Annotated in this window: 21 protein-coding genes and 1 pseudogene; 16 read left to right on the forward strand and 6 right to left on the reverse strand. The window is 52.0% G+C overall.

From position 1 onward, the window contains the following. Positions 1-2: 2 nt before the first annotated feature. A complete protein-coding gene (locus GEI7105_RS0118025; RefSeq protein ID WP_017661833.1) occupies positions 3-1,289 on the reverse strand; it encodes an aminotransferase class I/II-fold pyridoxal phosphate-dependent enzyme in 1,287 nt (428 codons plus the stop codon). 197 nt (positions 1,290-1,486) lie between these two features. After that, complete coding sequence (locus GEI7105_RS0118030) at positions 1,487-2,578, reverse strand: aromatic ring-hydroxylating dioxygenase subunit alpha (RefSeq protein ID WP_017661834.1); 1,092 nt, start codon at positions 2,576-2,578, stop codon at positions 1,487-1,489. A gap of 111 nt (positions 2,579-2,689) precedes the next feature. Between GEI7105_RS0118030 and GEI7105_RS31160 the strand changes: the two genes are divergently transcribed. After that, complete coding sequence (locus GEI7105_RS31160; protein WP_017661835.1) at positions 2,690-3,862, forward strand: MFS transporter; 1,173 nt, start codon at positions 2,690-2,692, stop codon at positions 3,860-3,862. 197 nt (positions 3,863-4,059) lie between these two features. On the opposite strand, the gene GEI7105_RS0118040 is transcribed toward GEI7105_RS31160, so the two are convergent. Further along, positions 4,060-4,617 carry a pentapeptide repeat-containing protein gene (locus GEI7105_RS0118040; protein WP_051044208.1) on the reverse strand — a complete coding sequence of 186 codons (558 nt, stop codon included), beginning with the start codon at positions 4,615-4,617 and terminating at the stop codon, positions 4,060-4,062. A gap of 200 nt (positions 4,618-4,817) precedes the next feature. Here GEI7105_RS0118040 and GEI7105_RS0118045 point away from each other — a divergent pair, with 200 nt between their 5' ends. Then, a complete protein-coding gene (locus GEI7105_RS0118045; protein WP_017661837.1) occupies positions 4,818-5,378 on the forward strand; it encodes a Uma2 family endonuclease in 561 nt (186 codons plus the stop codon). A 125-nt stretch (positions 5,379-5,503) separates the two neighbouring features. Here GEI7105_RS0118045 and GEI7105_RS0118050 read toward each other — a convergent pair whose 3' ends face one another. Further along, positions 5,504-7,090 carry a photosystem II high light acclimation radical SAM protein gene (locus tag GEI7105_RS0118050; RefSeq protein WP_035493332.1) on the reverse strand — a complete coding sequence of 529 codons (1,587 nt, stop codon included), beginning with the start codon at positions 7,088-7,090 and terminating at the stop codon, positions 5,504-5,506. A 59-nt stretch (positions 7,091-7,149) separates the two neighbouring features. Here GEI7105_RS0118050 and GEI7105_RS37535 point away from each other — a divergent pair, with 59 nt between their 5' ends. From GEI7105_RS37535 to GEI7105_RS0118075, 4 genes are all read left to right on the forward strand, one after another. Next, positions 7,150-7,344, forward strand: a complete 195-nt coding sequence (locus tag GEI7105_RS37535; protein WP_144053857.1) for a hypothetical protein — start codon at positions 7,150-7,152, stop codon at positions 7,342-7,344. A 291-nt stretch (positions 7,345-7,635) separates the two neighbouring features. Further along, on the forward strand, positions 7,636-8,025 hold the full coding sequence (locus tag GEI7105_RS0118065; protein ID WP_017661840.1) for a DUF1830 domain-containing protein: 390 nt from the start codon (positions 7,636-7,638) through the stop codon (positions 8,023-8,025). 197 nt (positions 8,026-8,222) lie between these two features. After that, positions 8,223-8,660, forward strand: a complete 438-nt coding sequence (locus tag GEI7105_RS0118070; protein ID WP_026097759.1) for a DUF4079 domain-containing protein — start codon at positions 8,223-8,225, stop codon at positions 8,658-8,660. A gap of 41 nt (positions 8,661-8,701) precedes the next feature. Next, the gene (locus GEI7105_RS0118075; protein ID WP_017661842.1) at positions 8,702-9,265 is read left to right on the forward strand and encodes a hypothetical protein; all 564 of its coding nucleotides are present in this window, start codon (positions 8,702-8,704) and stop codon (positions 9,263-9,265) included. Between the two features lie 54 nt (positions 9,266-9,319). Here GEI7105_RS0118075 and GEI7105_RS0118080 read toward each other — a convergent pair whose 3' ends face one another. Beyond that, positions 9,320-9,703, reverse strand: coding sequence for a calcium-binding protein (locus GEI7105_RS0118080; protein WP_017661843.1), 384 nt, complete (start codon positions 9,701-9,703; stop codon positions 9,320-9,322). Positions 9,704-9,808: 105 nt separating this feature from the next. Between GEI7105_RS0118080 and GEI7105_RS0118085 the strand changes: the two genes are divergently transcribed. From GEI7105_RS0118085 to GEI7105_RS0118135, 10 genes are all read left to right on the forward strand, one after another. Beyond that, the gene (locus tag GEI7105_RS0118085; protein WP_017661844.1) at positions 9,809-10,495 is read left to right on the forward strand and encodes a lecithin retinol acyltransferase family protein; all 687 of its coding nucleotides are present in this window, start codon (positions 9,809-9,811) and stop codon (positions 10,493-10,495) included. Positions 10,496-10,902: 407 nt separating this feature from the next. Beyond that, positions 10,903-11,445, forward strand: a complete 543-nt coding sequence (gene petC / locus GEI7105_RS0118090) for a cytochrome b6-f complex iron-sulfur subunit (RefSeq protein WP_026097760.1) — start codon at positions 10,903-10,905, stop codon at positions 11,443-11,445. An 89-nt stretch (positions 11,446-11,534) separates the two neighbouring features. Beyond that, a complete protein-coding gene (gene petA / locus GEI7105_RS0118095) occupies positions 11,535-12,524 on the forward strand; it encodes a cytochrome f (protein WP_017661846.1) in 990 nt (329 codons plus the stop codon). Between the two features lie 415 nt (positions 12,525-12,939). Next, positions 12,940-13,794 carry an alpha/beta fold hydrolase gene (locus tag GEI7105_RS0118100; protein ID WP_017661847.1) on the forward strand — a complete coding sequence of 285 codons (855 nt, stop codon included), beginning with the start codon at positions 12,940-12,942 and terminating at the stop codon, positions 13,792-13,794. 24 nt (positions 13,795-13,818) lie between these two features. Next, positions 13,819-14,088 (forward strand): YciI family protein, encoded by a 270-nt coding sequence (locus GEI7105_RS0118105; protein ID WP_223307636.1) that lies wholly within the window; start codon positions 13,819-13,821, stop codon positions 14,086-14,088. Positions 14,089-14,318: 230 nt separating this feature from the next. Next, positions 14,319-14,906, forward strand: a complete 588-nt coding sequence (locus GEI7105_RS0118110; RefSeq protein WP_017661849.1) for a DUF1997 domain-containing protein — start codon at positions 14,319-14,321, stop codon at positions 14,904-14,906. A gap of 68 nt (positions 14,907-14,974) precedes the next feature. Continuing rightward, complete coding sequence (locus tag GEI7105_RS0118115; protein ID WP_017661850.1) at positions 14,975-16,288, forward strand: ABC transporter substrate-binding protein; 1,314 nt, start codon at positions 14,975-14,977, stop codon at positions 16,286-16,288. Positions 16,289-16,403: 115 nt separating this feature from the next. Further along, on the forward strand, positions 16,404-18,518 hold the full coding sequence (locus tag GEI7105_RS33665; protein WP_017661851.1) for a pentapeptide repeat-containing protein: 2,115 nt from the start codon (positions 16,404-16,406) through the stop codon (positions 18,516-18,518). A 129-nt stretch (positions 18,519-18,647) separates the two neighbouring features. Beyond that, positions 18,648-19,895, forward strand: coding sequence for a bifunctional sterol desaturase/short chain dehydrogenase (locus GEI7105_RS0118125; protein WP_017661852.1), 1,248 nt, complete (start codon positions 18,648-18,650; stop codon positions 19,893-19,895). Between the two features lie 284 nt (positions 19,896-20,179). Then, the gene (locus GEI7105_RS0118135; RefSeq protein ID WP_017661854.1) at positions 20,180-20,746 is read left to right on the forward strand and encodes a Uma2 family endonuclease; all 567 of its coding nucleotides are present in this window, start codon (positions 20,180-20,182) and stop codon (positions 20,744-20,746) included. A 349-nt stretch (positions 20,747-21,095) separates the two neighbouring features. Here the strand turns inward: GEI7105_RS0118135 and GEI7105_RS31170 are convergent. Continuing rightward, positions 21,096-22,644, reverse strand: a pseudogene (locus GEI7105_RS31170) (IS1634 family transposase). Positions 22,645-23,093: the final 449 nt, after the last annotated feature.

Raw genomic sequence — 23,093 nt, forward strand, 5'->3', positions numbered from 1 at the left:
CCTTACGCGCTTACCGTTGCCGTCGAAGAGACCATTGCCTCGCGAGTTTCCACCATCGCATCGACCAAGCGATCCATTTCCTCCTTCGTATGGAGGGCGTTAGCGGTAATCCGCAGGCGAGGTTTAGCGATGAACCAAATCGGCGAAATCCAAATTCCGTGACGGTCCATCATGTGGCGGGCGAAATACTTCGGATTGATGTCCGGGGGCAAGATTACCGGAATCACGTTCGTTTCGCCAATGACCTCGAATCCTCGTTCCACCAAACGCGATCGCAAATACCGGGTGTTGGCTTGCAGCGTTTGCACCAACATGGGATTTTTACGAACTTGACGAATACTTTCCAAAGCGGCCGCCGTCGTCGGAGCCGGAAGCGAAATCGTCCCGATCGAGGTAGGAGACACCGTTAGCAGGTCGTTGAGTTCGGGACTCGGGCTGCTGAGGGCAGCACCAGCGGATGCCGCGAATTTCGAGAAAGTCGTCATGATGACGGGAGCTATTCCGCGATCGATCGCGTCTTGCGGAGAGATACCGTAATACTCGTAAATCCCGCGTCCCGTCGGCCCGATCGCGCCGCTGGCGTGGGCTTCGTCCATCACGATAACACTACCGGGGTAGTTCTCCATCACATCGAGATACTCCGGCAGGGGAGTAATATCGCCGTCCATCGAGAACACCGCATCGGAAATCAGCATAATGCGATCGTCGGGTTTGGCGTAGCGTCGCAACTTCCGCGCCAAATCGTTCGTGTCGTTATGGCGATAGGCTTTCACGCGCACGTTGGGACTGTGGCTGAACGCTTTCCCCGAGCGGTTGTTGGCATGGGTAATCGCCGAAATAATGCAACCGTGGTTGAGAACGTCGCTCAGAATCAGGGTTTCCCGGGTGTGTCGGAATCCGGGAACGTTAATCGCCAGGTGACAGAAGGCATCCATCAACGCTTGCAAGGCCATCCACGCATTCAAAAACAGGTGCGTGTGGGGTAAGTGTTTGAACTCCGAAACTTCCCGCTCCAGTTGGCGGTGTAGATCGATGCGACCGCTCAACGCTTCACAGGAACTGTTCGAGGTTCCGTACTGCTCGATGGCGGCGATCGCCGCCTGCTTCACCTCGGGATTTTGAACTAAGCCGAGTACGTCGTTCGTGCAAAAGGTTAAAACCGTCAACCGTCGTCCGCTGACTGGCTCTTCAATGTCAACGAGATTCCCGCGCTTGCCATGACAGATATACTCATCGGGATACAACCCGTGTGCGTGTACCTTTGGCACGTATTCTTTAATAACTTGCACTAGCTTTCTCCCCTCACCGTTTGTCTAGATAGTTGATAGGCTGCGGTTTCAACATCTCAGTGTAATTTCCGTTCTGAAGATACCTGTTCTGTAGGTTGACAGGCAAGATTGCTGTCACGCCGCCGCGATCGCGAAATCGATCTGACCTTTAGAATAAAAAGTTTGTGTCGATCGCGCTAGTGACAGCCAGCACGGGGCTAGTCAGTCTCGGAGGTTTTTTCCTCCTGACTGCCGTTCTCGCCCGAACCCACCCAAACGCGATCGTATTGCGCGACGATCGTTCGTTGCAGGGCGATAATGGCGGGGTTAACCTCCACGTAGCGCCGTTGCGGGTTCGCCGAATAGTTACGCTGTTCACTTTCCATCATACCGATATCTTGGTTGAGAAATCGTTGGAACAGCACCTTTTCGATAAATAACGTCAGCGGAGTTTTCAGAGGGTTGAGAATCCAGTCGGGAAGGCGAACTTTCAGAAAAAACAGCGCAAACGACCGAGTTTCCGTCGGGCTGACGGGCAAGCGCATCAGATGGATCGACGAAATCCCTTCGAGGGTACTGTAATAGTGAGGGTAGCGATAGCGCACGGAAATCGTCCGGGTCGTGACTTCGTCAGCGCTGTCAGTCAGCCCCAAAAATTTCGCCATCTGTCCTTTGTAGGACACGCGATAACTGGCACACACACTGTCTTCGTCCTGTTTGAGATCCAGTAGAACCGGATCGAACCAGCCTTGGAGTTCTTCGTGAAGGAAGCCGTGGAACACATCCATCGCGTTTTCGTTCGCGATGGAAAAATGGGCGTGAAAGTGTCCCGTAATCGGTACCATCAACCAATCGTCGTTACCATATTCGGGAACCTCTGGCGGATCGCAGCGGTGAGCGAGTTCGGGATTTCCTGGAAACACCCAAGCAATACCGTACTGTTCGCGCACCGGATAACTTCGCGCTTTAGCGCAGGGAAGCTTGCTGTTGGGAGGAAAATAGGGAATGTTAACGCATTCGCCGTCTCCGTTAAACTCCCACCCGTGATACGGACACAGCAAATGACGACCCGAAACTTTTCCGTGGTGGAGTTCGACACCTTTATGAGGACAGGCATCTTCGAGCGCGTACAGTTGACCAGATTCGTCTCGGTACACCGCCATCGGTTGTTGCCATACCGTTACGGCTTTCACCTGACCGGTTTTAAACCGCTTCGACCAACCGAGGGGATACCAGTGGTCGGGGTTAATCCCGACGTCGCGCACTCGGTTTTGCACCGTCTGACCGCTTAAGGTCGTCGCCAATTTCATCTATGTTTCCTCCTGAAGATGTGGGACGCCAACACCCCAAGTTTCGATCGTACCAGAGCGATCGAGTATGTCATCATACTGGAGTTCTAGAAGTTTTCAAATTTAGCGCTTATGCACGCAAAGTTACGCCCAGAGTGGTTTAAGTTGTCCGTGGTGCTGGCGGGAGGATCGCTGACGACCATGTCTGGCGGCGTCATCGCCCCAGTTCTCCCCGATGTCATGGCACAACTCGAGATCGATGTGGCTCTGGGCGGCGTGTTGGGCAGCTTTCACTGTTTGACGCTGGCTCTGTTCAGTCCGCTGTTAGGACTGCTGGCGGATAGGTTCGGACCGTCCCGAGTTCTCATACCGTCACTTTTGTTTTACGGCGTGTTTGGTGTAGCGGGTGCTTGGATGACGGGGTTTTGGTCGTTGCTGGCGACGCGCGGTCTCCTCGGCGTGGCTTGTGGGGGGTTGGCCGCTTCCTGTTTGGGGGTGCTGGGGCGGATGTACGAGGGTGAAGCTCGCACCCGCATCCTCGGTGTAGCCACGGCAGTTTTGACTCTGACGGGTATTGTGTATCCGCTTCTCGGCGGCGTCGCGGGTAACGAAAACTGGCGATATGCCTTTTATCTCAACGGTATTGCATTTTCCTTGACAATTTGGGCAATTTATGTATTTGGGAAAAAGGTTCTCTCGCCGAAGTCGCAAGCCTCGAGGCCGTTGGGGGGTCAGTTGTTCGATTTGTTGCTACGTCCGAGAACGATGCGGTTATTACTGACGATGGGTTTGTCGTCGATCGCGATGTACGCAGTGGTGATTTACGCGCCGATTTATCTCGATCGCGTGTTGGGGTTGAGTCCGAGTCTCAACGGCTTGGTGTTAGCTGCCCGCGCCCTCGGTGCTGCTGCGATTTCGGCGTTCGGTGCCAAGCCACTCGCCAAACTCATCGGACTCGATCGCTCGACAGCGTTAGGATTCGGTTTGATGGCGGTCACGTTAGCCTCGATTCCCTGGATCGATGACTTTTGGGGAACGATCGTCGCCGCCACTATCTTCGGTGTGGGTTTCGGTTTAGTCCTCCCCAACCTTTACAATGCCCTGGCCAACGTTTCCCCCTTCGAGTTAAAATCCAGTGTTCTCGCAGTAGGAACGGGGGTCAGTTTTCTCGGTCAGTTCGCCTCTCCAATTATCTTAGGTGTCGTTCTCGATCGCTCTAGCTTGGAAATCGTCTTTTACACCGCCGCCGTTTTGACCGTTTCTGCAAGCTTTCTCTTGTTCGCTCCCGTGGGGATTCGGAGTTGAGGAGGCTTTTTACAGTCGCCAGTCGCCAGTCACCCGTCACCCGTGAGGTGATGAGGAGATGAAACGGACTGCTCGTCTGGGCCGTTTCTCTAATTGAGCGTCACACGAAAAACCCTGGAGCTTTGGCGAAGTCAACCCTAGAGTTTTTCGTGTGGCTGTGGCGATCGCGCGGGTTTCGCCGCCTCGAACATCGGCTGTTAGGCGGTGACGATCGCGCCGTGTTGCCGCAACTCTTCCTCGGTGTCGGCGGTGAGTCCGATGGTATGGACGAACTTCGCGGCGTTCACCAAGGCTTGACTCAACAACGTATCGTTGAGGTTCGCTTCCCGTAAGTCCGCCCGGTTGAAATTGGTTCGATCGAGTTGTGCGTCGACGAGATTGGCGCGGAACAGGTTCGCCTGACTCAAATCGGCAAAACTTAAGTTGGCGTGGCTGAGATCGACACCGCCTAAGTCTGCACCGCTCAAATCCGCTCCGCTGAGATTCGCCCCGCTGAGGTTCGCCCCGCTGAGATTCGCCCCGCTGAGGTTCGCCCCGCTGAGGTTCGCACAATACAGGTTGACGCCGATGAGAGTGGCATTAAACAGTGTCACGCCCAGCAGGTTGGCGCGAAACAGGTTTGCTCCAAACAGGTTTGTGCGGAAAAAGCTTGCGCCGCTTAAGTCTGCGCCGTTGAGATCGGCTCGGAACAAGTCGAGATCGCGGAAGTTCCGTTGTCCGGCAGCGTATTGTTCTAGTAATTCTTGGGCATCTATCATAAAGTTTCCGAAAGAAGCCTTTTAACTCGTTAGATCTCTATTGTGTCGGTTCGATCGCGTCTGTGGGGATACTGTTATCTTTTCTCAACAACCCCGCTGGAATTTGAGATTTCACATGGGGAAACCTCGAAAAACCGTCCGGCTTTTACAATAAATAAAGACCCCCTCGACTATGGGCGTTTGGGAGATGTCCAGATATGGTACGAGCATCGTCGGAACCGCTGACGCTAGACGCGTTTCTGCAACAACCCGAGACGACCCCCGCCAGCGAGTATATCGACGGGCGATCGATTCAAAAACCCATGCCCCAGGGGAAACACAGTACGCTGCAAGGAGAACTCGTCGCGGCGATTAACGCCATCGTTAAGCTGAAAGCTGTCGCGCGGGCGTTTCCCGAGTTGCGCTGTACCTTCGGCGGGCGATCGCTCGTTCCCGATATTGCCGTGTTTGTGGCGTCTCGCATTCCCCGCGACGAAAATGGAGAAGTGGCGAATCGGTTTTCCATCGCGCCGGATTGGGCGATCGAAATTCTCTCCCCGGAACAAAATCAAACTCGCGTCACGAAAAATCTCCTTCACAGCTTGCGTCACGGAACGCGCCTCGGTTGGCTTGTCGATCCCGAAGAGAAAACGGTGTTTGTCTACGCACCTGAGCGAGAAATTGAGGTGTTCGACGAACCCGATGCGTGGGTTCAAGTGCCGGATTTTGCCAGCGAATTTCGGTTGACGGTGAAGGAATTGTTCGATTGGCTGTTTTGACACTCTGTTGTAGCCCTGCCAGCTTTCGATCGATCCTTCTTGTCGCATAAGATCCCCGGCATCTCCAAGATGCCGGGGATCTGGTGGCGTTATGGCGTATCAGACGGGGTTTTAGGCAATCTGGCTTAACCCACACCAGCTAGGGATTTTTGAGGAGGGCGATCGCCCATCGGGGCGCTGAGTGCTTCTTCGAGTTCCGCACAACCCAACCGTTCTTCGAGAACGTCCATCACTTCCCGTCCGAAGTCGTGGGGATCGCGCTGCCATGCTTCTAAACAGACTTCGCCGAAAAACGATCCCAAGGGTTCGGGATTCCACAGCAATTTCCGCGCCGTCCACGGCATCATACTCATGGGATCGTAATCCGGTTTCAAAATGCCTTTATCGAGAGCGTAGTCTTCTAAGTGGGTGTGAGGTTGCAAGCCGATGAAGAAAATCGCCGGTTCGACTTTATCTCGACCGAAAATCCGTTCGAGTTCCCGGTGATAGGCGATCGTCTGACGGATGGTGTCGTAGGTTTCGTCAATGACGTTAAAGGAGTAGTTGACGGAGACGAGATCGTTGAATCCCGCCGCTTTGAGATCGCGGCAGTTTTGCAAGACGACGCGCAGGTTGTACCCCATCCGCATCTTCCGAACCAGTTCTTGAGACCCGCTGGTGATGCCGATCTCGAAGTAGTTCATCCCCGTTTTCACCATTAAATCGCACAGTTCGGGGTTGAGGTTGTCCGCCCGGATGTACGCAGCCCAATGTATATCCTCCATCCCAGAATCGAGGATTTTTTGTAGCAGTTCGATCGCGTCGTTAATGTAGCGACGGGCGGGGATAAACTGGGCGTCGGTAAACCAAAAGTTGCGAATGCCGCGATCGTACAGTTGCCGAATTTCTTTAACCACTTCATCGGCAGGGTTGACGCGAACTTGTTTCCCTTCGATGACGGTATAAACGCAGTAGCAACAGTTATGAGGACAGCCCCGTTTGGTTTGAACGCCGATGTAAAAGTCGCGATCTTGGAAGTAATAGTCGAATTCCGGCCAGATGCGGGCAATGTAATCGTAATTACAGGCCGTTTTTTCGATGGGGGTGGGTTTTTCGTGAATTAACCGTTCTCGAGGCGTGGTTTCTCCAGCGACGTAACAGCGTTCGTCTTGGAATTCTTGTCCGCGAACCAGGCGTTCGAGGAGGGTTTCTCCTTCTCCGACGGAGACGATGGTTCCTTTGGGTAGGCTGTTTCCCAGTTGTTCGTAAAACACGCTCACCGCCCCGCCGCCGACGACGCAACGGGCTTCGGGGTGATACTTACGGGCCTGTTTGAGACCTCCCCGAATCAGGCTGGTGTTGCGCCAGAGTTCGCCGTAGTAAGAGGCAGCCAGACGCAAACCGCCGAAAGCACCCCGAAGTTTCACGAGGGGATTGTTGGCGTAGTAAAACTCGAACGCGTTTTGCAGGGGGTTGCCGCCACGTCCGCCAACCGGGGCGTAAATTTGAATGTCTCGCCAGGAAAAGACAAGCAGTTGGGGTTTGAAATCGTCGATGCTGGCTTCGAGAGCGCCCTTGTAGTCGAGGGGAGGAACTGCGCCGAGGTCGAAAATTCGCTGGTCGAGATGGGGGAAAAGCTTGTGTAGGAAATCTGCTAGGTAGACGACGCCGATGGGGAAGATGGGATTACACGGCAGACGGACGTATAACACCCGCTCGATTTTCGTACTCATTTTGAAAACGCTTTTCACATATCTTTACTTTTTAAGATAGCACCAACTTTTCCTCGAGGGTGGCGATCCTCTGCCCTGACGAGGCGATGTTTTTGGCAGGTGAAGGGCGATCGTCCGAACAGATGGCGATCGTTTGGGATCGCAGGCGGTTGAGGGCGATAAATTGGAGAGAAACGAAAGTCTCGGCTTTGCGGCTAGCTGAAACGGGAAAAGGTCAGAGCGAACCGTTGTTAGGTCGAGAAAAGAGCGATTGAAAATCTAGAAAAAATCTTTAGAGCGTTCCGAAAGAAACTCAGACCGCGTAAAATGGTCTGCGGCAACCTTACTAACATTTAATTACCGCGATCCCAACCCACATCCGCGATCTAAGGCTCGATCGCCAAAAATCTTGCTGTTTTACGCAAAAACACCGAGTCGTTCGTTAGGGCGATCGCAATTTCTAACACTTGGTATTCGCTTTTACAGCCATCTGGGATCGCGAGGTGTTAGGCTTTCAGGTATAACAATCGATCGACTTTTGAAGAAAGCACGTTTCTCAAACAATCATGGCTCAGATTCTCGATCCCTTACCCAAAAACAGCGCTAATCCCCTTCTCTGCTGCTACATCAACGCGACCAGCCAAATCCAAGTCGCTCGCATTACCAATATTCCTAACTGGTATTTCGAGCGGGTGGTGTTCCCCGGACAGCGCTTGGTATTTGAGGCATTGCCCCACGCTCAACTCGAGATTCACACGGGCATGATGGCCAGTTCGATCCTTTCCGATACGATTCCTTGCAATCGCTTGACGGTTACAACTGAATCTAACGGTATTGAGGATTCTACCCCAAAAGAGGACACACACACTGTAAAGAATTGTGAAGATCCGTTTGGGGGAGGGTCGCAATCTTCGACGAACGGCGAGAAGGAACCTGCTTTAGCCTCAGTTGAATAATCGAAACCCTTTAATTAAGTATTCATTAAAGGTTTTATCGAAACGGTGTGAGGGAGTGTGAGCGTGTCGTCTCGATTGGAGACTCAGAACGACTCAAAAGGCAAGCGATCGCGACATCGATCGCGACGCCGTGCTGGATTGCAAAAGAACTAACAAGGTAAGATCCGAGGGAACCTCGCAAGTCAGAGGCGAAACCCTTGGATCTTCCTTCATTTTTATGGCTGTGGCGTATCGCCGCTTGGTCGATGGGGCTGTCGCTAACCGCCTACGTCCTCCTCGGAATAACCGGAGGCTGGATGTTCGCTACCCGAACTCAGAAAAAACCCCGTCCGAAGGGTTTGCGCCTCGCCCATCTCATCCTGGGGGGAACGTTGGTGACGCTGGTGTTGCTGTTGCTGACGATCGGGATTGTCGGAACCCTGGGTTACTACGGGAATTTAGGACATTCGGCGCATCTTCCGGCTGGGTTGGTGGTGGTGGCGTTAGTTCTGGTGTCGGTGGTCAGTGGGTTGCGAATCCACGCCAAACGCCCCGATATGCGTCGCCTGCACGTCGCGACTAACGTACTGTTGTTCGTCGCCTTCGCCGCCGTGTCGTGGACGGGGTGGAGCGTCGTGCAAAAATATTTGCCTTAAGTTAAGTTAAGTGAACTTAACGAGTTTAAGGTGCGATCGCCGTGTCTGAAACGCCAGTCTCCGAACCTTCTATTTTCCGCATTTCTCCGTTAATCCGCGCGACCCTCATCGGGTTGTATGTTGCCTTGACGGTTCCGCTTCCGTTTTTGGCGGAGGTGACTGAGGCGTCGGTTCCCCCCGCGTTGTTGTGGGTGGGAATTGCGATCGGGTTTGTGGCGTTGTACGGGGTATTGGGAGAACGGGTGGTTCTCGACGAGGCGGGAATTGGTGTCAGTTATCCTCGCTGGTTTCCTGGTTTTTTGCGGAAAGGTTGGTTTCTTCCGTGGAAGGAGGTTCGGGCATTGAAGCCTCGCAGTACGGGACAAGGGGGACTCGTGTATTATTTTGTGGGCGAGTCGGATCGGGCGTATTTGTTACCGATGCGCGTGGTGGGGTTCTCGAAGTTGGTGCAGCAGGTGGAGGCGAAAACGGGAATCGATACTCGCGACGTTCGCCCTTTGGCACAACCTTGGATGTATTTGATTTTGTTGGGGTTGACGCTGCTGTTGTTGGGGGTGGATAGTTGGGCGATCGTGAACGCGAGTTCGATGTCAGGATTGGGGTAATATCACCCCATCAGACACAGAGGAAGGACACAGAGAGGGTTGGAACCCAGAACGTTATCCTAACTCGTACCCCATATCGACCCAATAGTGCCAATCTTCGATGCACTGGCGGCGTTCTAAGTTGTCGTCGTCTTCCAAACAGCGAATTTCCGACAGCGGTACGGAAAATTCGTCTTCTTCCGTATCTTCGGCGTAGCGAATTTCTACGTACATCTCGCCCATGCACTCTTCCTCGGCTGCCATTGCGACGACTTCGACGATATCGAGTTTTTGTGGGTTATCGCGATTTCCCTGGGTTATCCACTGGGCGGAAAAGGGAAAATCGAGGCGATCGTCTAAGTAAACGTACCACCCCATCGCCTGTTCTTCGGGGGTGTAGGCATCGACGACGATCTCGTAATCGATGCGATGTTCTCGTTCCGTATTGCGATCGCCCATGACTCGACCTCCTCAACGGGTTTTGGCGGTAATTTTGGTCTGCCATTAGTGTAGACGAAACCTCGGTACGATAGGAGATGGCAACCCCCAGGATGCGAGACGAAGATGGCACGTGGCGATCAAATTTACGTTATCCGTCCGTTTTTTAACCTCGACGGCGTCTACGAACACCACGGAATCGACTGTGGCGACGGGAGCGTGATTCATTATTCCAAGCGGGAACCGGACGCGACGGTTCGACGGACTTCGGCGATCGAGTTTACGCAAAATCACTCGGTGTACGTGCGGGAGTATCCCGCTTGTTACATTGCGGAGACGGCGATACAACGGGCGGAAAGCCGCTTGGGAGAGCGTCGCTACAATTTGATTTACAACAACTGCGAACACTTCGCGACTTGGTGTAAAACGGGCATTAGCGACAGCAAGCAAATTCGCAACTTCGCACCGTTGCTGTCTCGCCTCGATCCGCAATCGCTTAATATTCCGATTATCGAGTCAGTTGAAGACGGACACCAGCAAGACGCCCCGCGACTGTTCGATAACGCTCTCGGCGAGATTAAGGTGGCGTGGGACGACGTACAACCTCAGTACAACCAAGCGGTGCAGGAAATGAAGGCTTGGGATGCTGTCGCCCGCAAAGCCCTCGAACGCGATCGCGAGGATTTAGCTCGGGCTGCACTGTTTCGCAAGCGAAAATACAAGCACAAAGCCGCCGATCTCAAACAACATCTCGATCGCCTCGCGGAAATGACGGAAATGTTGGTGCGCGATCGCCGAGATTTAACTCCTTAACTGTAAAAAAATATTAAATTTGCAGTATATATTTGGCTTGTACGCCCTATATGTGCTAGTCAATTTACCGGCACGAAACGAGATCCCCGTTCGCTGTCGCGCGTTCGAGCCGGGCGGATCGGATTTTGAAGTGTAACGTTGAGGTGAGACGCTCAGAGGCGATCGCGATCGAGGTGTCTCAACCGTCACAAAAATCCCCTCAATCCCGCACGGGCGTTTAACCCTGACGTGATAATATGAATAACTGTTACGCGCGACTCAGCATCGCGCTCTCGTGTATCGGGGTCTCGTGAGATGCGACCCTCACCAGCGTTACGATTTCCAGCGCGAAGCCTGGAAACGGCAACGATTAAACAACGATACCGTTTGTTAAGGGAAATCACATAACATAATACGCGAGTAGCTCAATGACTCAAGCTTCAGGACCTGCAGACGTCCCCTCCATGGGACGACGGCAATTTATGAACTTCCTCACGTTTGGGGCAGTCACCGGCACGGCACTCGGTGCGCTCTACCCAGTCGTGAATTACTTTATTCCCCCCTCGAGCGGTGGTAGCGGCGGCGGCATCGTCGCCAAAGATGCCCTCGGCAACGACATCCAAGCCAGCGAATTTCTGGCCAAACATAACGTCGGCGATCGCGTGTTAGCCCAAGGCTTCAAAGGCGATCCCACCTACATCGTCGTCGAAGGTGCTAACGCCATCAGCGATTACGGCATCAACGCCGTTTGCACCCATCTCGGCTGTGTCGTGCCTTGGAACGCTAGCGCCGAAAAATTCATCTGCCCCTGCCACGGATCGCAATACGATAAAACCGGAAAAGTGGTTCGCGGTCCGGCACCGTTGTCCCTGGCCTTGGTTCACGTCGATGTTTCCGAAGACGACAACGTGACGTTGACCCAGTGGACGGAAGAAGATTTCCGAACCAACGAAGATCCCTGGTGGACGTAAAAGATGGCGAGATGGAAACCCTCGTCATCTCGTCAACTCGTTTGCCCGAACACGCTAGCCCTCGAAAGAAGAGAACGTTGTCACAACCGATGAAATACAATCGTGCATTGGCGAGATGGCATCGCCGCGTTGCACCGTTAGCGAAAGGACTGCTGGTGGCGGTCGCGGCCGTCGCGGTGTTCCTGACCAGCGACCTCGTCGCCCCTCAAGCTGCGGCCGCTTATCCGTTCTGGGCGCAACAGACCGCCCCAGAAACTCCCCGCGAAGCGACCGGACGCATCGTCTGTGCGAACTGTCACTTAGCGTCCAAACCGACGGAAGTTGAAGTTCCCCAGTCCGTTTTACCCGACACCGTCTTTAAAGCGGTCGTGAAAGTGCCTTACGACACCAGTGTCCAACAGGTTCTCGGCGATGGAAGCAAAGGCGGTTTGAATGTGGGTGCGGTGCTGATGCTGCCCGAAGGCTTCAAAATCGCCCCTGAAGATCGCATTTCCGAAGAACTCAAAGAAGAAACCGAAGGGCTGTTTTATCAAACTTACAGCCCCGAACAGGAAAATATCGTTCTGATCGGACCTCTGCCCGGTGACGACCATCAGGAGTTGGTGTTCCCGGTGCTGTCTCCCGACCCCCGTACTGATAAATCTGTTAATTTCGGTAAATTCTCCGTTCATGCCGGTGGAAACCGCGGCCGCGGTCAGGTGTATCCTGCCGGAAACAATAGTAATAACGTCGCTTACAAAACTGCCAGCGGTGGTGTGGTGACAAAAATTTCGCCGGTTGAAGCAGGCGGTTACGAAGTTACGCTGAAAACTAACGACGGTGAAGAAGTCGTCGAAACGATTCCGCCAGGTCCGGAAATCCTCGTGTCTGAAGGTCAGCAAGTGGCGGCTGGAGAAGTCTTGACCACCGACCCCAACGTAGGCGGTTTCGGTCAAAAGGATACTGAAATCGTGTTACAAAGTGCGACTCGCATTAAAGGATTGCTGGCGTTCTTCGCCATCGTCATTTTGTCGCAAATTATGTTGGTGTTGAAGAAGAAACAGGTCGAGAAAGTTCAAGCGGCAGAAATGAACTTCTAAGACTGGTTCGACGCGACATTTTAATAACATCAAGGATTAGGGCGTTTCCGTGTTTTGGGGAAACGTCCTTTTTTTTGGCGCGTGAAGTGGAAGCGGGCGGAAAATATCCGATAAGTTCAAAGTTTTTCACCACAGAGACACAGAGGACACAGAGGTTCTGACTGGAAAATGAGAGACTTCTTTCAAACAGATATCGGGAAAACAGATCCCCGGCATCTCCCAAGATGCCGGGGATCTAGCTGTTTCTCTAGCTGTTTCGGAGGTCTCTGTGCATCGTTCCCTTTCCATCTCGGAAATAGGGTTTCTCCGGGCGAGGTCTCGATCGCTCTGCTCGAGAAATGGTATAAATCATTAACAACTGGTTAAGTGAAAATCTTTTGCAAACTTCTGAAGCTTTAACAAGTTTTATCAAACTGTGTCTGTCGAACAAAAAACTATTACTGTCGGTTCCTGGGAATGGTTTTACCGTGAAGCCAATCCCGTGAACCCACCACAAGTTCCGACTGTGGTATTTCTCCACGGTATCCCCTCTCTCGGCTACAGCTGGAGTGCGCTGATGCCGGACTTGGCCAGTCAGGGGCTTCGCAGTATCGCCCCGGATTGGTTGGGATTCGGACGGTCTAGCAAACCGGAACGGCGAGAGTTTCCCTACACCCCCGATAGCTTTGTGGCGGCGTTGGACGATTTTCTCAATACCTTGGAACTCGATCGCGTGTCGTTGGTGGTTCAAGGGTTTTTGGGGTCGGTGGGACTGCAATATGCCTTGAGACACGGCGATCGCATCGATCGCGTGGCCGTTCTCAACGCCCCCCTGTCTCCCGATGCCAAACTCCCCTGGATGCTGAAACAGATGAGTTTGCCCTTCATCGGCGACATGATGACCCAAGACCCCCTGTTGGTCGATCGCACCTTAGAAAAAGGCAGCGGTTTCGTCATCCCCGACAAAGACCTCGATGTTTACCGCCGTCCTTGGCTGAAAAGTTCTGATTCTGGGCGAGCCTTACTCTACACCCTCAAAAACTTGCAACTCGATCGAGCCACCGCTGAAATTGACAGCGGTTTCCGCCAGTGGACGAAACCTGCCCTCGTGGTTTGGGGCGTTCTCGATCCCTGGCTCTCCGTCGAACCCGCCAAAACCTTCGCCGACAATTTGGAGAACGGGAAATTTATCAGCCTCGAAGAAGCCGCCCACTATCCCCAGGAACATTGGTCGCAAGACGTGGGGAAAGCTTTGATACCATTTTTGCGCCGCCGTTCGACGGACAGTTAGAAACCACTCGCAAAGGATTCGATCGTGACGAAATATGTAATGTGGGGCAGCTACTGCGAAGATGCTCTAGAACGCCGAAAACCCTACCGCCAAGCCCACCTCGACGGTCTCAGCCAACAGAAGGAATCGGGGGTTCTGGTGACGTTGGGGCCGACGAAAGACAATACGAAAGTGTTCGGGATTTACGACGCCGAAGACGAAGCCACCGTTCGCCAACTGGTGGAAAACGACCCCTACTGGAAAAACGGCATTTGGACGGAATATCAAGTCAAGGAGTGGATTCAAGCGTTTTGACAAATGCCGTCACTCTACAAAATATTAAATTTCTGTAAACCGATCCCCATCTTAGAGTAGGATCGGAAAACACGGAAAGTTCGCCTGTATTCTTCGACGGTCAAGGGGTTGTTCGATCGCTTTCCCCCGCGATCGAACGCGCCAACCTTCTCAGACTCGGCGATTTTTTTTAAACAAATCTATAATTTAGTTAAGAACCGTTTCAAACTGTTGTTATTTTCGCGGATGTCATGTATAGCCGCTTTTTTGCGTCGTTACCTGTTGAAATTCCCGTTCCCGAGCAGCCCGTTCCCATCCAACATTACCTGCGCCAGCCTCAGCGGTTAGTCAGCGCCCTCGTCGATCCCTCTCGCACTGAAAAATTAAGTCCCGACTGTTTTCGGTTGAAAATGCGTCCGCTGAACTTTCTGATGCTGAGCGTACAGCCGACAGTGGACATGAAAGTCTGGGCTGAAGCGAACGGAACCGTACATCTGCGATCGCGCCGTTGTGAAATTCGCGGTGTCGAATACATCAACCAACGATTTTCTCTGGACTTGGTGGGACACCTCGAACCGCGCACCGAAAACGGTAAAACCACTCTTTACGGCCGGGCGAACCTAGAAGTGAAAGTGGAAATGCCGCCGCCGTTGTGGTTCACGCCCCAACCGATTATCGACGCCACGGGAAACACCCTCCTCACCAGCGTCCTGCATACCATCAAACAGCGTCTGACGCGTCATTTAATTGCCGATTACCGTTCCTGGGCCGGACAAGAACGGCAGCAGCAACGTCAAAACACGACCCTACAACTGTCTCCCAACGCACAAAGCAGCTAGACCGCCCGGTAAAACGTTAACGTGGTACGAAGTTGGATTCAGAAATGTTACCGCGATCTACACCCGCTGTGACCGACCGAGCCGAGGGACGAAAGGACTCCGTCCCGCTTGCGCGAACGCACCGCCAACGACCCCGTCAACGGTGGCTGCGATCGAGCCTCGCTCTCAGTCTCTGCGTCCTCACCGCTTGCCAGCAATCTCCGAAGACTCGTCCGCCCGAGGGCATCACCCGAAACAGAATTTATCTCGGGTCAGTTCTCGCCCTTCAAGGACAAGAAGAGGCTCTGGGAAGTCACATGAAAGCCGGACTCGAAGCGGCCTTCGAGGGAGAACGAGTCAAACAACGACAGGTTCGTCTCGACTTTGAAAACGACTTTTACGAACCGCCCACTGCCAAACTGGCGACCCAAAAGTTAATCGATCGCGGTGTTTTCCTCACGATCGGGAACGTGGGAACCCCCACCGCCGAAGTCACCCTGCCCTTACTGGCAGATGCAGGCGTTCCAGCGGTCGGGTTCTTCACCGGGGCGGGTTTGCTGCGTCAAAACAACGATCGCCCCATCGTCAACTACCGCTCCAGTTACGCCCAAGAACTCGAGGTAACGATCGACATTGCCTTGAATGCCGGACTGACCCCGGAGGACATTTGCGTCTACGTTCAAAACGATAGTTACGGCATGGCAGGATTAGCGGGATTGAAAGCTGCCCTCGATCGCGCTGGGGCATCGCCCGAGTTACTCGAAACCTACGATCGCGTCCTCAACACGACCGGAGACCCCCCACCGCGCAACAACCTCGGCCCCGTGGGCGTGTATCAGCGCAACACTCCCGAAGTCGCACCGGGTTACAATTCCCTAAAAGCCTGGGAACAAGAGACAGGACAACTTTGCCAGTTCGTAGTCACGGGGGGTTCCTACAGCAACGTCGCCCGCTTCGTCCAACACGCTCGCGAACGAGGCGAAACCTGGGTCGTGTCTGCCCTTTCCTTTACCGGTGGCGACGACTACCGCTTCGACCTCGAAGAATACGGCGTCACCGACGGTATCGTGATGACGCAAGTGGTTCCCCTCCTCAACTCGGATTTGCCCATCGTCCGAGAAGCCCGCAACGCCTTGGGAGACGAATTCGGGTACGTTTCACTCGAAGGCTATATCGTCGGGAAAATGACTCTGAAAATTCTGAACGACGTTCCTGGCCAGCTCACCCGAGATAGCTTTATGAAGCAAGTCGCCCAGTCTCGCTTCGACCTCGGCGGCATCGAAATCGACTTTACCGACAACGACAACCAAGGCTCCGATCTCGTCATTGTCAGTTACTTAACGCCCGATGGGTTTCGCGAACTCGAGACTACAGCATTGAAAGCCATGTTGGGACAGGATTAGGGGTTCAGTCACCAGTCTCCAGTGAGGAGAAGTCTCAGGTAGAAGTTTCTTCCTTATCACCCTTGCCTCTCCCCTCTTGCCTCTTGCCTCTTGCCTCTTCACTGTAAAGATCGCCATGTCCGATCGCACGCACGATAACGATATTCCACGCGCGATGCAACCTTCGGAGGAAACGCCTTCTGTTGCTCGGGACGAGGGGGGAAATGTAGAAGTTTCTAACGCCACACTTCCCCCTTCAGACTCTAAAAACAATTCCCAAGAAGATCCGATCCTCAAACCCCTTTCAATTCTCGATGCGAAAGTTGCCGATTTCGTCCGTTGGCTCGAAAACATCTCCCTCGTCAAACTCGCCGCCACCTTAAGCGAAGCCGCTTTGCTGTTTGCTCTGGTGTCTTACCTCGTCGGTATTCCCTACCGACGACAACAAACCATCAACAACGTCCGCAAAGTCATCTTCGACCGCACCGGTCAGGAACACAGCCAAGGGCGTATCGAAGCCTTACAAACTCTGAACGAACTCTGTGTCGGCAATCCTGGCATCGAAGCGAAAAACGCCGAATTGTCGGGTATCGATCTAACCAACTGCTATCCCTTGGGGTATCAACTCAACTGGGCGTTTAGAATGCAGATTTTTCAGCAATCTCGGGGAATGAACTTATCTAACTCGAGCTTGGCCGGGGCAAATTTATCTAAAGCTAACTTACAAGAAACGAACTTACAGGAAGCGGATTTAAGAGGAGCAAACTTAGCTGGGGCAAACTTAACCGAGGCCGATTTATCGGGAGCGGACTTAACCGAGGCCAATTTATCGGGAGCAATTCTCAACGGAGCGAATCTATCTGACGCCATCCTCGATCGCGCTGTTCTCAACGGCGCACAACTCCAACGGGCTAAATTTTCCGAAGCCAGCTTTGTGGAAGCCAAAGCACTCTGGGCGAACTTTCAAGGTGCCGATCTCTACCGCATCAACGGGCGATCGGCTAATTTCAACCGAGCCAACTTCGACGAGGCGGAACTGTACAAAGCAGACTTGAGCGGCAGTTCTCTCAAATTCGCCAGTTTGAAGGGAAGAACTAGTTTGCGAGAGACGAACCTACAAAACGCCGACTTGTGGGGGGCGAGGTTTCACGCCGCTTCTCAAGCCAAACGGGCTAACAACTGGCAAACAGCAACGCTCAAACCCAACTGGGAAAACCAAATCGCGGTCGATCGCCTGCCTCGCCTGCGCGCTAGTTTAATTAAACCTCAATCCGATACGAGTATTTTTCAAGCTTACGAACTCGGGATGCGACGGGCGGCGAACCGTCGCCTAGAGGTTTGGGGCGTCTCTTCCGCCTCGGGCGTCGAAAGCGAAGCCGAGACGATTCGCCGCCTCATTGACGAGGGAACGGACGCCATCGTTCTGGTTCCCGAAGACCCCGTCGTTTCCCTCGAGGCGATACGGGAAGCCTACGAAGCGGGCATCGTGGTGATTACTGTGGATTTTTGTTTCGACGAGGAGACGGCTCAAAACTACGTGTTTGCCTGTTACAACACTAACAGTGTCCGCATGGGTTACGATTCGGGGGAGTATCTGGTGCGGTGGGCCCGGAGAAACCGAGGCGATCGCTCCGAAGAACCGTTGAAAATCGGCCTCGTCGATGCCGCAGCTTACGATCGCTATTATCCCAACCTCGAAGGCTTTCTCGCCGCCATGGAACAGTCGGGGATCGAGTGGGAAGAAGTGGCGGCGACGGGGGCTATTTTACCCTCCGAGGTGGGTCTCGTCGAGGAAATGCTGCGCCAACATCCCGAAATCGAGATTCTCTGGGGTGGCTCGAACGCTGCGACGCAACTGGCGTTAACGGCGGTGGAAAATCTCGGGTTGAGCGATCGCGTGGCGGTGTTTGGCATTTTCGACTTGTCCCGAGACAACGCTCAACGACTGCTCGATCCCACCGATCCCCTGCAATCGATTATCGACCAATCCGGCGTCTTCATCGGCTATAACGCCGTCAAAACGGCCGAAGCGGTGTTGCGCGGCGAACGGTCGGAATACGAGTTTTTCCCTGTGGAACACCGTCTGCTGACGCAATCCGATCGCGATGCGGTGCGCGAACTCCTCGACGAAGCCAACAACATTCATTCGTCGAACCGAATTCAACGTCAACTGCGCGATCGCAACAGTTCTCGAATTCAGGAGTCGCTGTCGGATACCGAGGAACGTTGGGCTGAGATAGAAGAGCGTTGAATCGCGGTGGCTCTCGACCCAAAGTTTGACGGACGGTCGAACCATTTGAGGGAATTTTCCCTTTGAGACAGGCTGACAAAATTGCGAAATAATAGATCGCAAACTCTTGTAAGGTGAAAGTAAATCGTGATGACAGCAACCGACTGGGTGGCGATCGCCGTTTGGGGGATGAGTTCGATCGTCTGGGTGGAAATCGTGCGAGACTGCAACCACGCTCTCGCCCACGTCTGGCAACCGCTCGGACGATTGCACAACTGGCATCATCGGGTGTTTCGTCCCGATTTAACGCCGGTCAGCGAGACGATTTACCGTCAGGCGCAGTGGCGCAACGACCTCCCCGAATCGTTGGTGATGTTGACCGCCAGCGGGTTGTTTGGCGTGCTGGCGTTCGTGGTGTCTCCAAACGTTTTTTGGGCGGCGTTGGCGGGAACGCTGTATTCGCTTTCGTTTCTGTTTGGGGCGATCGCTCGGGGGATGGGTTGGCAATGGGCTCACGAACTGACGGATTTAACGCACCTTCCCGGGCCGTTTCAGTCGCCGCCGTCGCAGTTGTTCGTCAACCGTCCCTATCATTGGCGACATCATTTCGATAACCAAGATGCTTATTTTTCAGGAGCGTTAACGTTGGTCGATCGCGCGTTGGGAACGGCACTGTCGTTAAAAGGTAAAACCGTTGCCGTCACGGGGGCGTCGGGAACGCTCGGAACGGGGTTGTTGAAACACTTGCATCTGGCGGGGGCGAAAGTCGTCGCGCTCACGTCGAGCGATCGCCCGTTGACGTTAGACCTCAATGATGAGACGCTTAGCATAAAAACGGTAAAATGGCAAGTCGGACGAGAAACAGAACTAGCCGAACTGTTTGAAAAAATCGATATTTTAATTCTGAACCACGGTATCAATGTCGGAGGGGAACGAACCCCCGAGGCGATCGAGCGATCGTTTGAAATCAACACCTTTTCGAGTTGGCGGTTGATGGAACAGTTCCTCACTACGGTACGCACTAACCGCGATATGGTTTGTAAAGAAGTTTGGGTGAACACGTCTGAAGCGGAAGTCAGCCCTGCTTTCAGTCCTCTTTACGAACTCAGCAAGCGCACGTTAGGGGATTTGGTAACGATGCGGCGTTTGGACGCTCCCTGTATCGTTCGCAAGCTGATTTTGGGGCCGTTTAAGAGCAATCTCAATCCGATCGGTATTATGTCGGGCGATCGCGTCGCCAAGCAAATTGTGAAACAGGCCAAACGAGACACTCGCAATATCATTGTTACGATTAACCCGATAACGGGTATTGCTTTTCCAATTAAAGAGTTTTTCGTATCTTGGTATTTTCGCCTGTTCAGTCACGAGCGCAAAACCCCGGAATCCCAAGAGTCTTAAAAGAGTGAAAGTGAAGTAGAGTCGTTTTCGTCAACGGCTCTACTTTAAATCGCTCGAACAAAAAAATAGATTTGTTGGGATTTCAGGAAGGCGATCGCCAAAAGCGCGAAACGATTCCCTCCAATTTCGTGCTTTCTCTACTGACAACACTGCAAAATGTTGCCGAGACTCGGCCGGATATCGATAAAAGACTTCCTGTTCTCTATGACGTTATTGTGTAGTGCTATCTACATCACGAGATCGCACCGGCTGCATACAATTAAGGTAACGCCAGATCGATAGCCATGACCCGAGCGATCGCTTCACCGCTAAGTCTCGCAGAATTCCTAGAACGACCGGAAACCAAACCCCCGCAGGAATACGTTAACGGATCGATCTTCACGAAACCGATGCCCCAAGGTCGCCACAGCCGCATTCAGCAAAAACTCGTTGTGGCGATCGATGCTGTGACCGAACCGGAGGAAATCGCGCTGGCGTTACTGAACTTGCGATGTACGTTTGGCGATCGCTCGATCGTTCCCGATATCGCGGTGTTTCGCTGGGAACGCATTCCCCTCCTCGAAACGGGCGACATTGCCGATCGCTTTGAAGCTGCACCGGACTGGGCGATCGAAATCCTCAGTCCCGATCGGTCTTCAACGCGGGTTGTCAGTAATATTCTGCACTGTCTGAAGTATGGTGCAGACATGGGTTGGCTCATCGATCCCAGCGAACGACTCGTGCAAGTATGCGATCGCGATCGACGTTTGGTTTCCTTGGAACGAGAGAGCGATCGACTTCCCACTCCCGAATTTGCGGCGGAGTTAGCGTTAACCGTCGGACAAATATTTGGCTGGTTGCGACTTCGATAGGGGCATGACAGAAATGTAGGGCGTGTTCCGGCGTCGATCGAATCTTTCCAGTAGAATTGGGGTAAAAGAAGATCGATCTCCACATCTTTTAAGCCCACATTCCGCACTTCAACTTGTAGTACGCCAAGTAGCACGAGAAGGGGATGAAATTAGTCGGGAGTTGGTTAGGGATTAAGACCGAGAAAAAAGAAAAATTCGGGTAAAAATGACATCTTAGAGAAAAATCGGTTGAGGAATGGGCAAGTTAAACTGTTCCCACCCAAAAAAACGGCTCAAAATTGGTTTGGGGAATCCCCCCCCCATCAGGGAGATTAGATGTAATTTTAACGAGCATTAATCGAGTCTATCTTCAAGTTAGAAGATAATAAGCCTGACAAGATTTTGGGAAAAATTCAAGTAAATGTAGGCGCTCAGAGGTTAAATTAGAAATTTTTTTAACTCCCTGAGTTCGGAAGACATGAATCCCTTGAAAACATTGAAATATCCATCGGAGAGTTGGTCGATCGGTTAGACGACCTAACTGATTTTTGACCGTCCAGTTTTTAGCCGCTTCAAAGTTTTCCGAATTTGTCGTTGTCCCAGAGTGTAAACCAATAAGCATAAGCCCATAATGAATCCCAAAGCTTCAATCCGGTGAGGAGATTTAAGAAAAACGCTATCCGTTAAAAATAGCGGGTCTTTCAGAAAGCCAAAACCTCGTTCGACTGACTGTTGCTCTTTGTAGTTCGAGAGCATTGAATCAGCGGTTAATTCTTCTGAGTTTAAAACATTCGTCGCCAAGATAAATCGTCCGGCACTTCGTTTTTTATCTCGACTGAAGCTTCATCAATTGTGACGTTCGCTTTGACTTGATAGACCCCAGAATTTTCCGTAATTTCTAAATCGGTAATTTGGTGATACTTCGACTTTCTTAAAAGGCGAAATGCTGCTTTTTCGGCATCAGCGGCACAAGCAAATTCTCGAACACTTAACTCTCGGAGTTTCTTTTGGGCGGACTCACCATCTTTCTGGATTTTTTTCTCTAATTTTTTTAAATCTGATTCTTTCCTTTTTTGACTTTCGACTAATAACCATCTTTGCTCAACATCGGCATAGTTTTGTTGAGATTCTTGAAAACGATAACCCGTAAGTTGACTCGTTTTTAACTCGCTTTCCTCTACCGATTCTACTAAATTCTTCGCTGCTTTTACCGTCACGGGAACTCGACTCAACCATTTAACTTCCTTGGCAATTTGTAGATTTTCCTGGGTGTAAAAAGCACTATCAGCCACCGTTAAACTTTCAAACTGAAATTGTTTTTTAAACTCAACCATCGATCGACCAAATTGCTTTGAGTCTGAGTCGTTTCCCGAACCCATCTTCATCCAAAGTGGCACATCGCCATCTCCAGTGCAGATTAAATTCATCAGAAATTGCTTTAAATCCGGGCGATGGTCTCTTGAATATCCGTAAGTAATTTCAATCGTTCCCGATTCCCCGGAGTTAGGGTAGTCTCCATGAACGTGAAACGAACTTGAGTCGAGATGGTTGGAATTTACCGTTAATTCATACTTTTTTACCGTGGCTAAGGCAATGGCCACAAAAATTCGATTGAGTCCAAATCGATAAATTTTATCGAGAACCCTGCCCAGTCGATCGTCATTTAAATACTCGGCTTTAATTCCTTCTCCCAGTAGGTTTTCTACCGCCTTACTTTCAAAGAAATTCTTAAAAATATAAAGAGGGGATGACACTAATCCCATGCCATTTAAAATCATGGCTTTAACGACGAGACCCGCGCTAACTTTTTCCGTCTTTTTTTCTCCGAGTAAGTCGTTGACGATTTCGACAATTCCGATTTCGTCAATGATTCCCGCCACTAACCCCAAGTGGTCTAAATTTTTGACCTCTACCGACATAGTCTCTTCCTTTTTCTGATGGCTACATTTTTTGATGATGACAGAAAAGCTTGCCGGAAGTCATTCTGCATATCCTACTATTTTTGTCAAGTCAGTTGGCTCTTGAATGTTATTTTCAAGTCAAGGGGTCAGTTGGCTGAGTCGAAATACCTAATTCCTTTCCGATTCAATTTATACTACTTATACACTACATTTGAAGTGCGGAATGTGGGTTGCAAAACTAACACACAGCCAAAGCGAACTGTTCTAACCCGATTGGCGATCGCCATAGCAGAATTATTTAATTTGGAAACTAACTCTACAGTCAAGATCGCCGTATAACGAAACTGTATGACGGTATAGCAAGGCTATTTTCACATCCTCAAGAATTCGTATTTGCTGAAGTTAGCTAAGTCAAGGATATTCCAATATTTTTTGTATGTCTTGTTTTTAGAGCAGCAATAGATTGT

Source organism: Baaleninema simplex PCC 7105, from assembly GCF_000332355.1.
Classification (GTDB): Bacteria; Cyanobacteriota; Cyanobacteriia; order Cyanobacteriales; family Geitlerinemataceae; genus Baaleninema; species Baaleninema simplex.

Excerpts from the sequence above, each read along its gene's own strand:
- GEI7105_RS0118030 (WP_017661834.1), bottom strand. The coding sequence starts at position 2,578 with ATGAAATTGGCGACGACCTTAAGCGGTCAGACGGTGCAAAACCGAGTG.
- GEI7105_RS31160 (WP_017661835.1), top strand. The coding sequence starts at position 2,690 with ATGCACGCAAAGTTACGCCCAGAGTGGTTTAAGTTGTCCGTGGTGCTG.
- GEI7105_RS0118045 (WP_017661837.1), top strand. The coding sequence starts at position 4,818 with ATGGTACGAGCATCGTCGGAACCGCTGACGCTAGACGCGTTTCTGCAA.
- GEI7105_RS0118050 (WP_035493332.1), bottom strand. The coding sequence starts at position 7,090 with ATGAGTACGAAAATCGAGCGGGTGTTATACGTCCGTCTGCCGTGTAAT.
- GEI7105_RS0118065 (WP_017661840.1), top strand. The coding sequence starts at position 7,636 with ATGGCTCAGATTCTCGATCCCTTACCCAAAAACAGCGCTAATCCCCTT.
- GEI7105_RS0118080 (WP_017661843.1), bottom strand. The coding sequence starts at position 9,703 with ATGGGCGATCGCAATACGGAACGAGAACATCGCATCGATTACGAGATC.
- GEI7105_RS0118085 (WP_017661844.1), top strand. The coding sequence starts at position 9,809 with ATGGCACGTGGCGATCAAATTTACGTTATCCGTCCGTTTTTTAACCTC.
- petC (WP_026097760.1), top strand. The coding sequence starts at position 10,903 with ATGACTCAAGCTTCAGGACCTGCAGACGTCCCCTCCATGGGACGACGG.
- petA (WP_017661846.1), top strand. The coding sequence starts at position 11,535 with ATGAAATACAATCGTGCATTGGCGAGATGGCATCGCCGCGTTGCACCG.
- GEI7105_RS0118110 (WP_017661849.1), top strand. The coding sequence starts at position 14,319 with ATGTATAGCCGCTTTTTTGCGTCGTTACCTGTTGAAATTCCCGTTCCC.
- GEI7105_RS33665 (WP_017661851.1), top strand. The coding sequence starts at position 16,404 with ATGTCCGATCGCACGCACGATAACGATATTCCACGCGCGATGCAACCT.
- GEI7105_RS0118125 (WP_017661852.1), top strand. The coding sequence starts at position 18,648 with ATGACAGCAACCGACTGGGTGGCGATCGCCGTTTGGGGGATGAGTTCG.
- GEI7105_RS0118135 (WP_017661854.1), top strand. The coding sequence starts at position 20,180 with ATGACCCGAGCGATCGCTTCACCGCTAAGTCTCGCAGAATTCCTAGAA.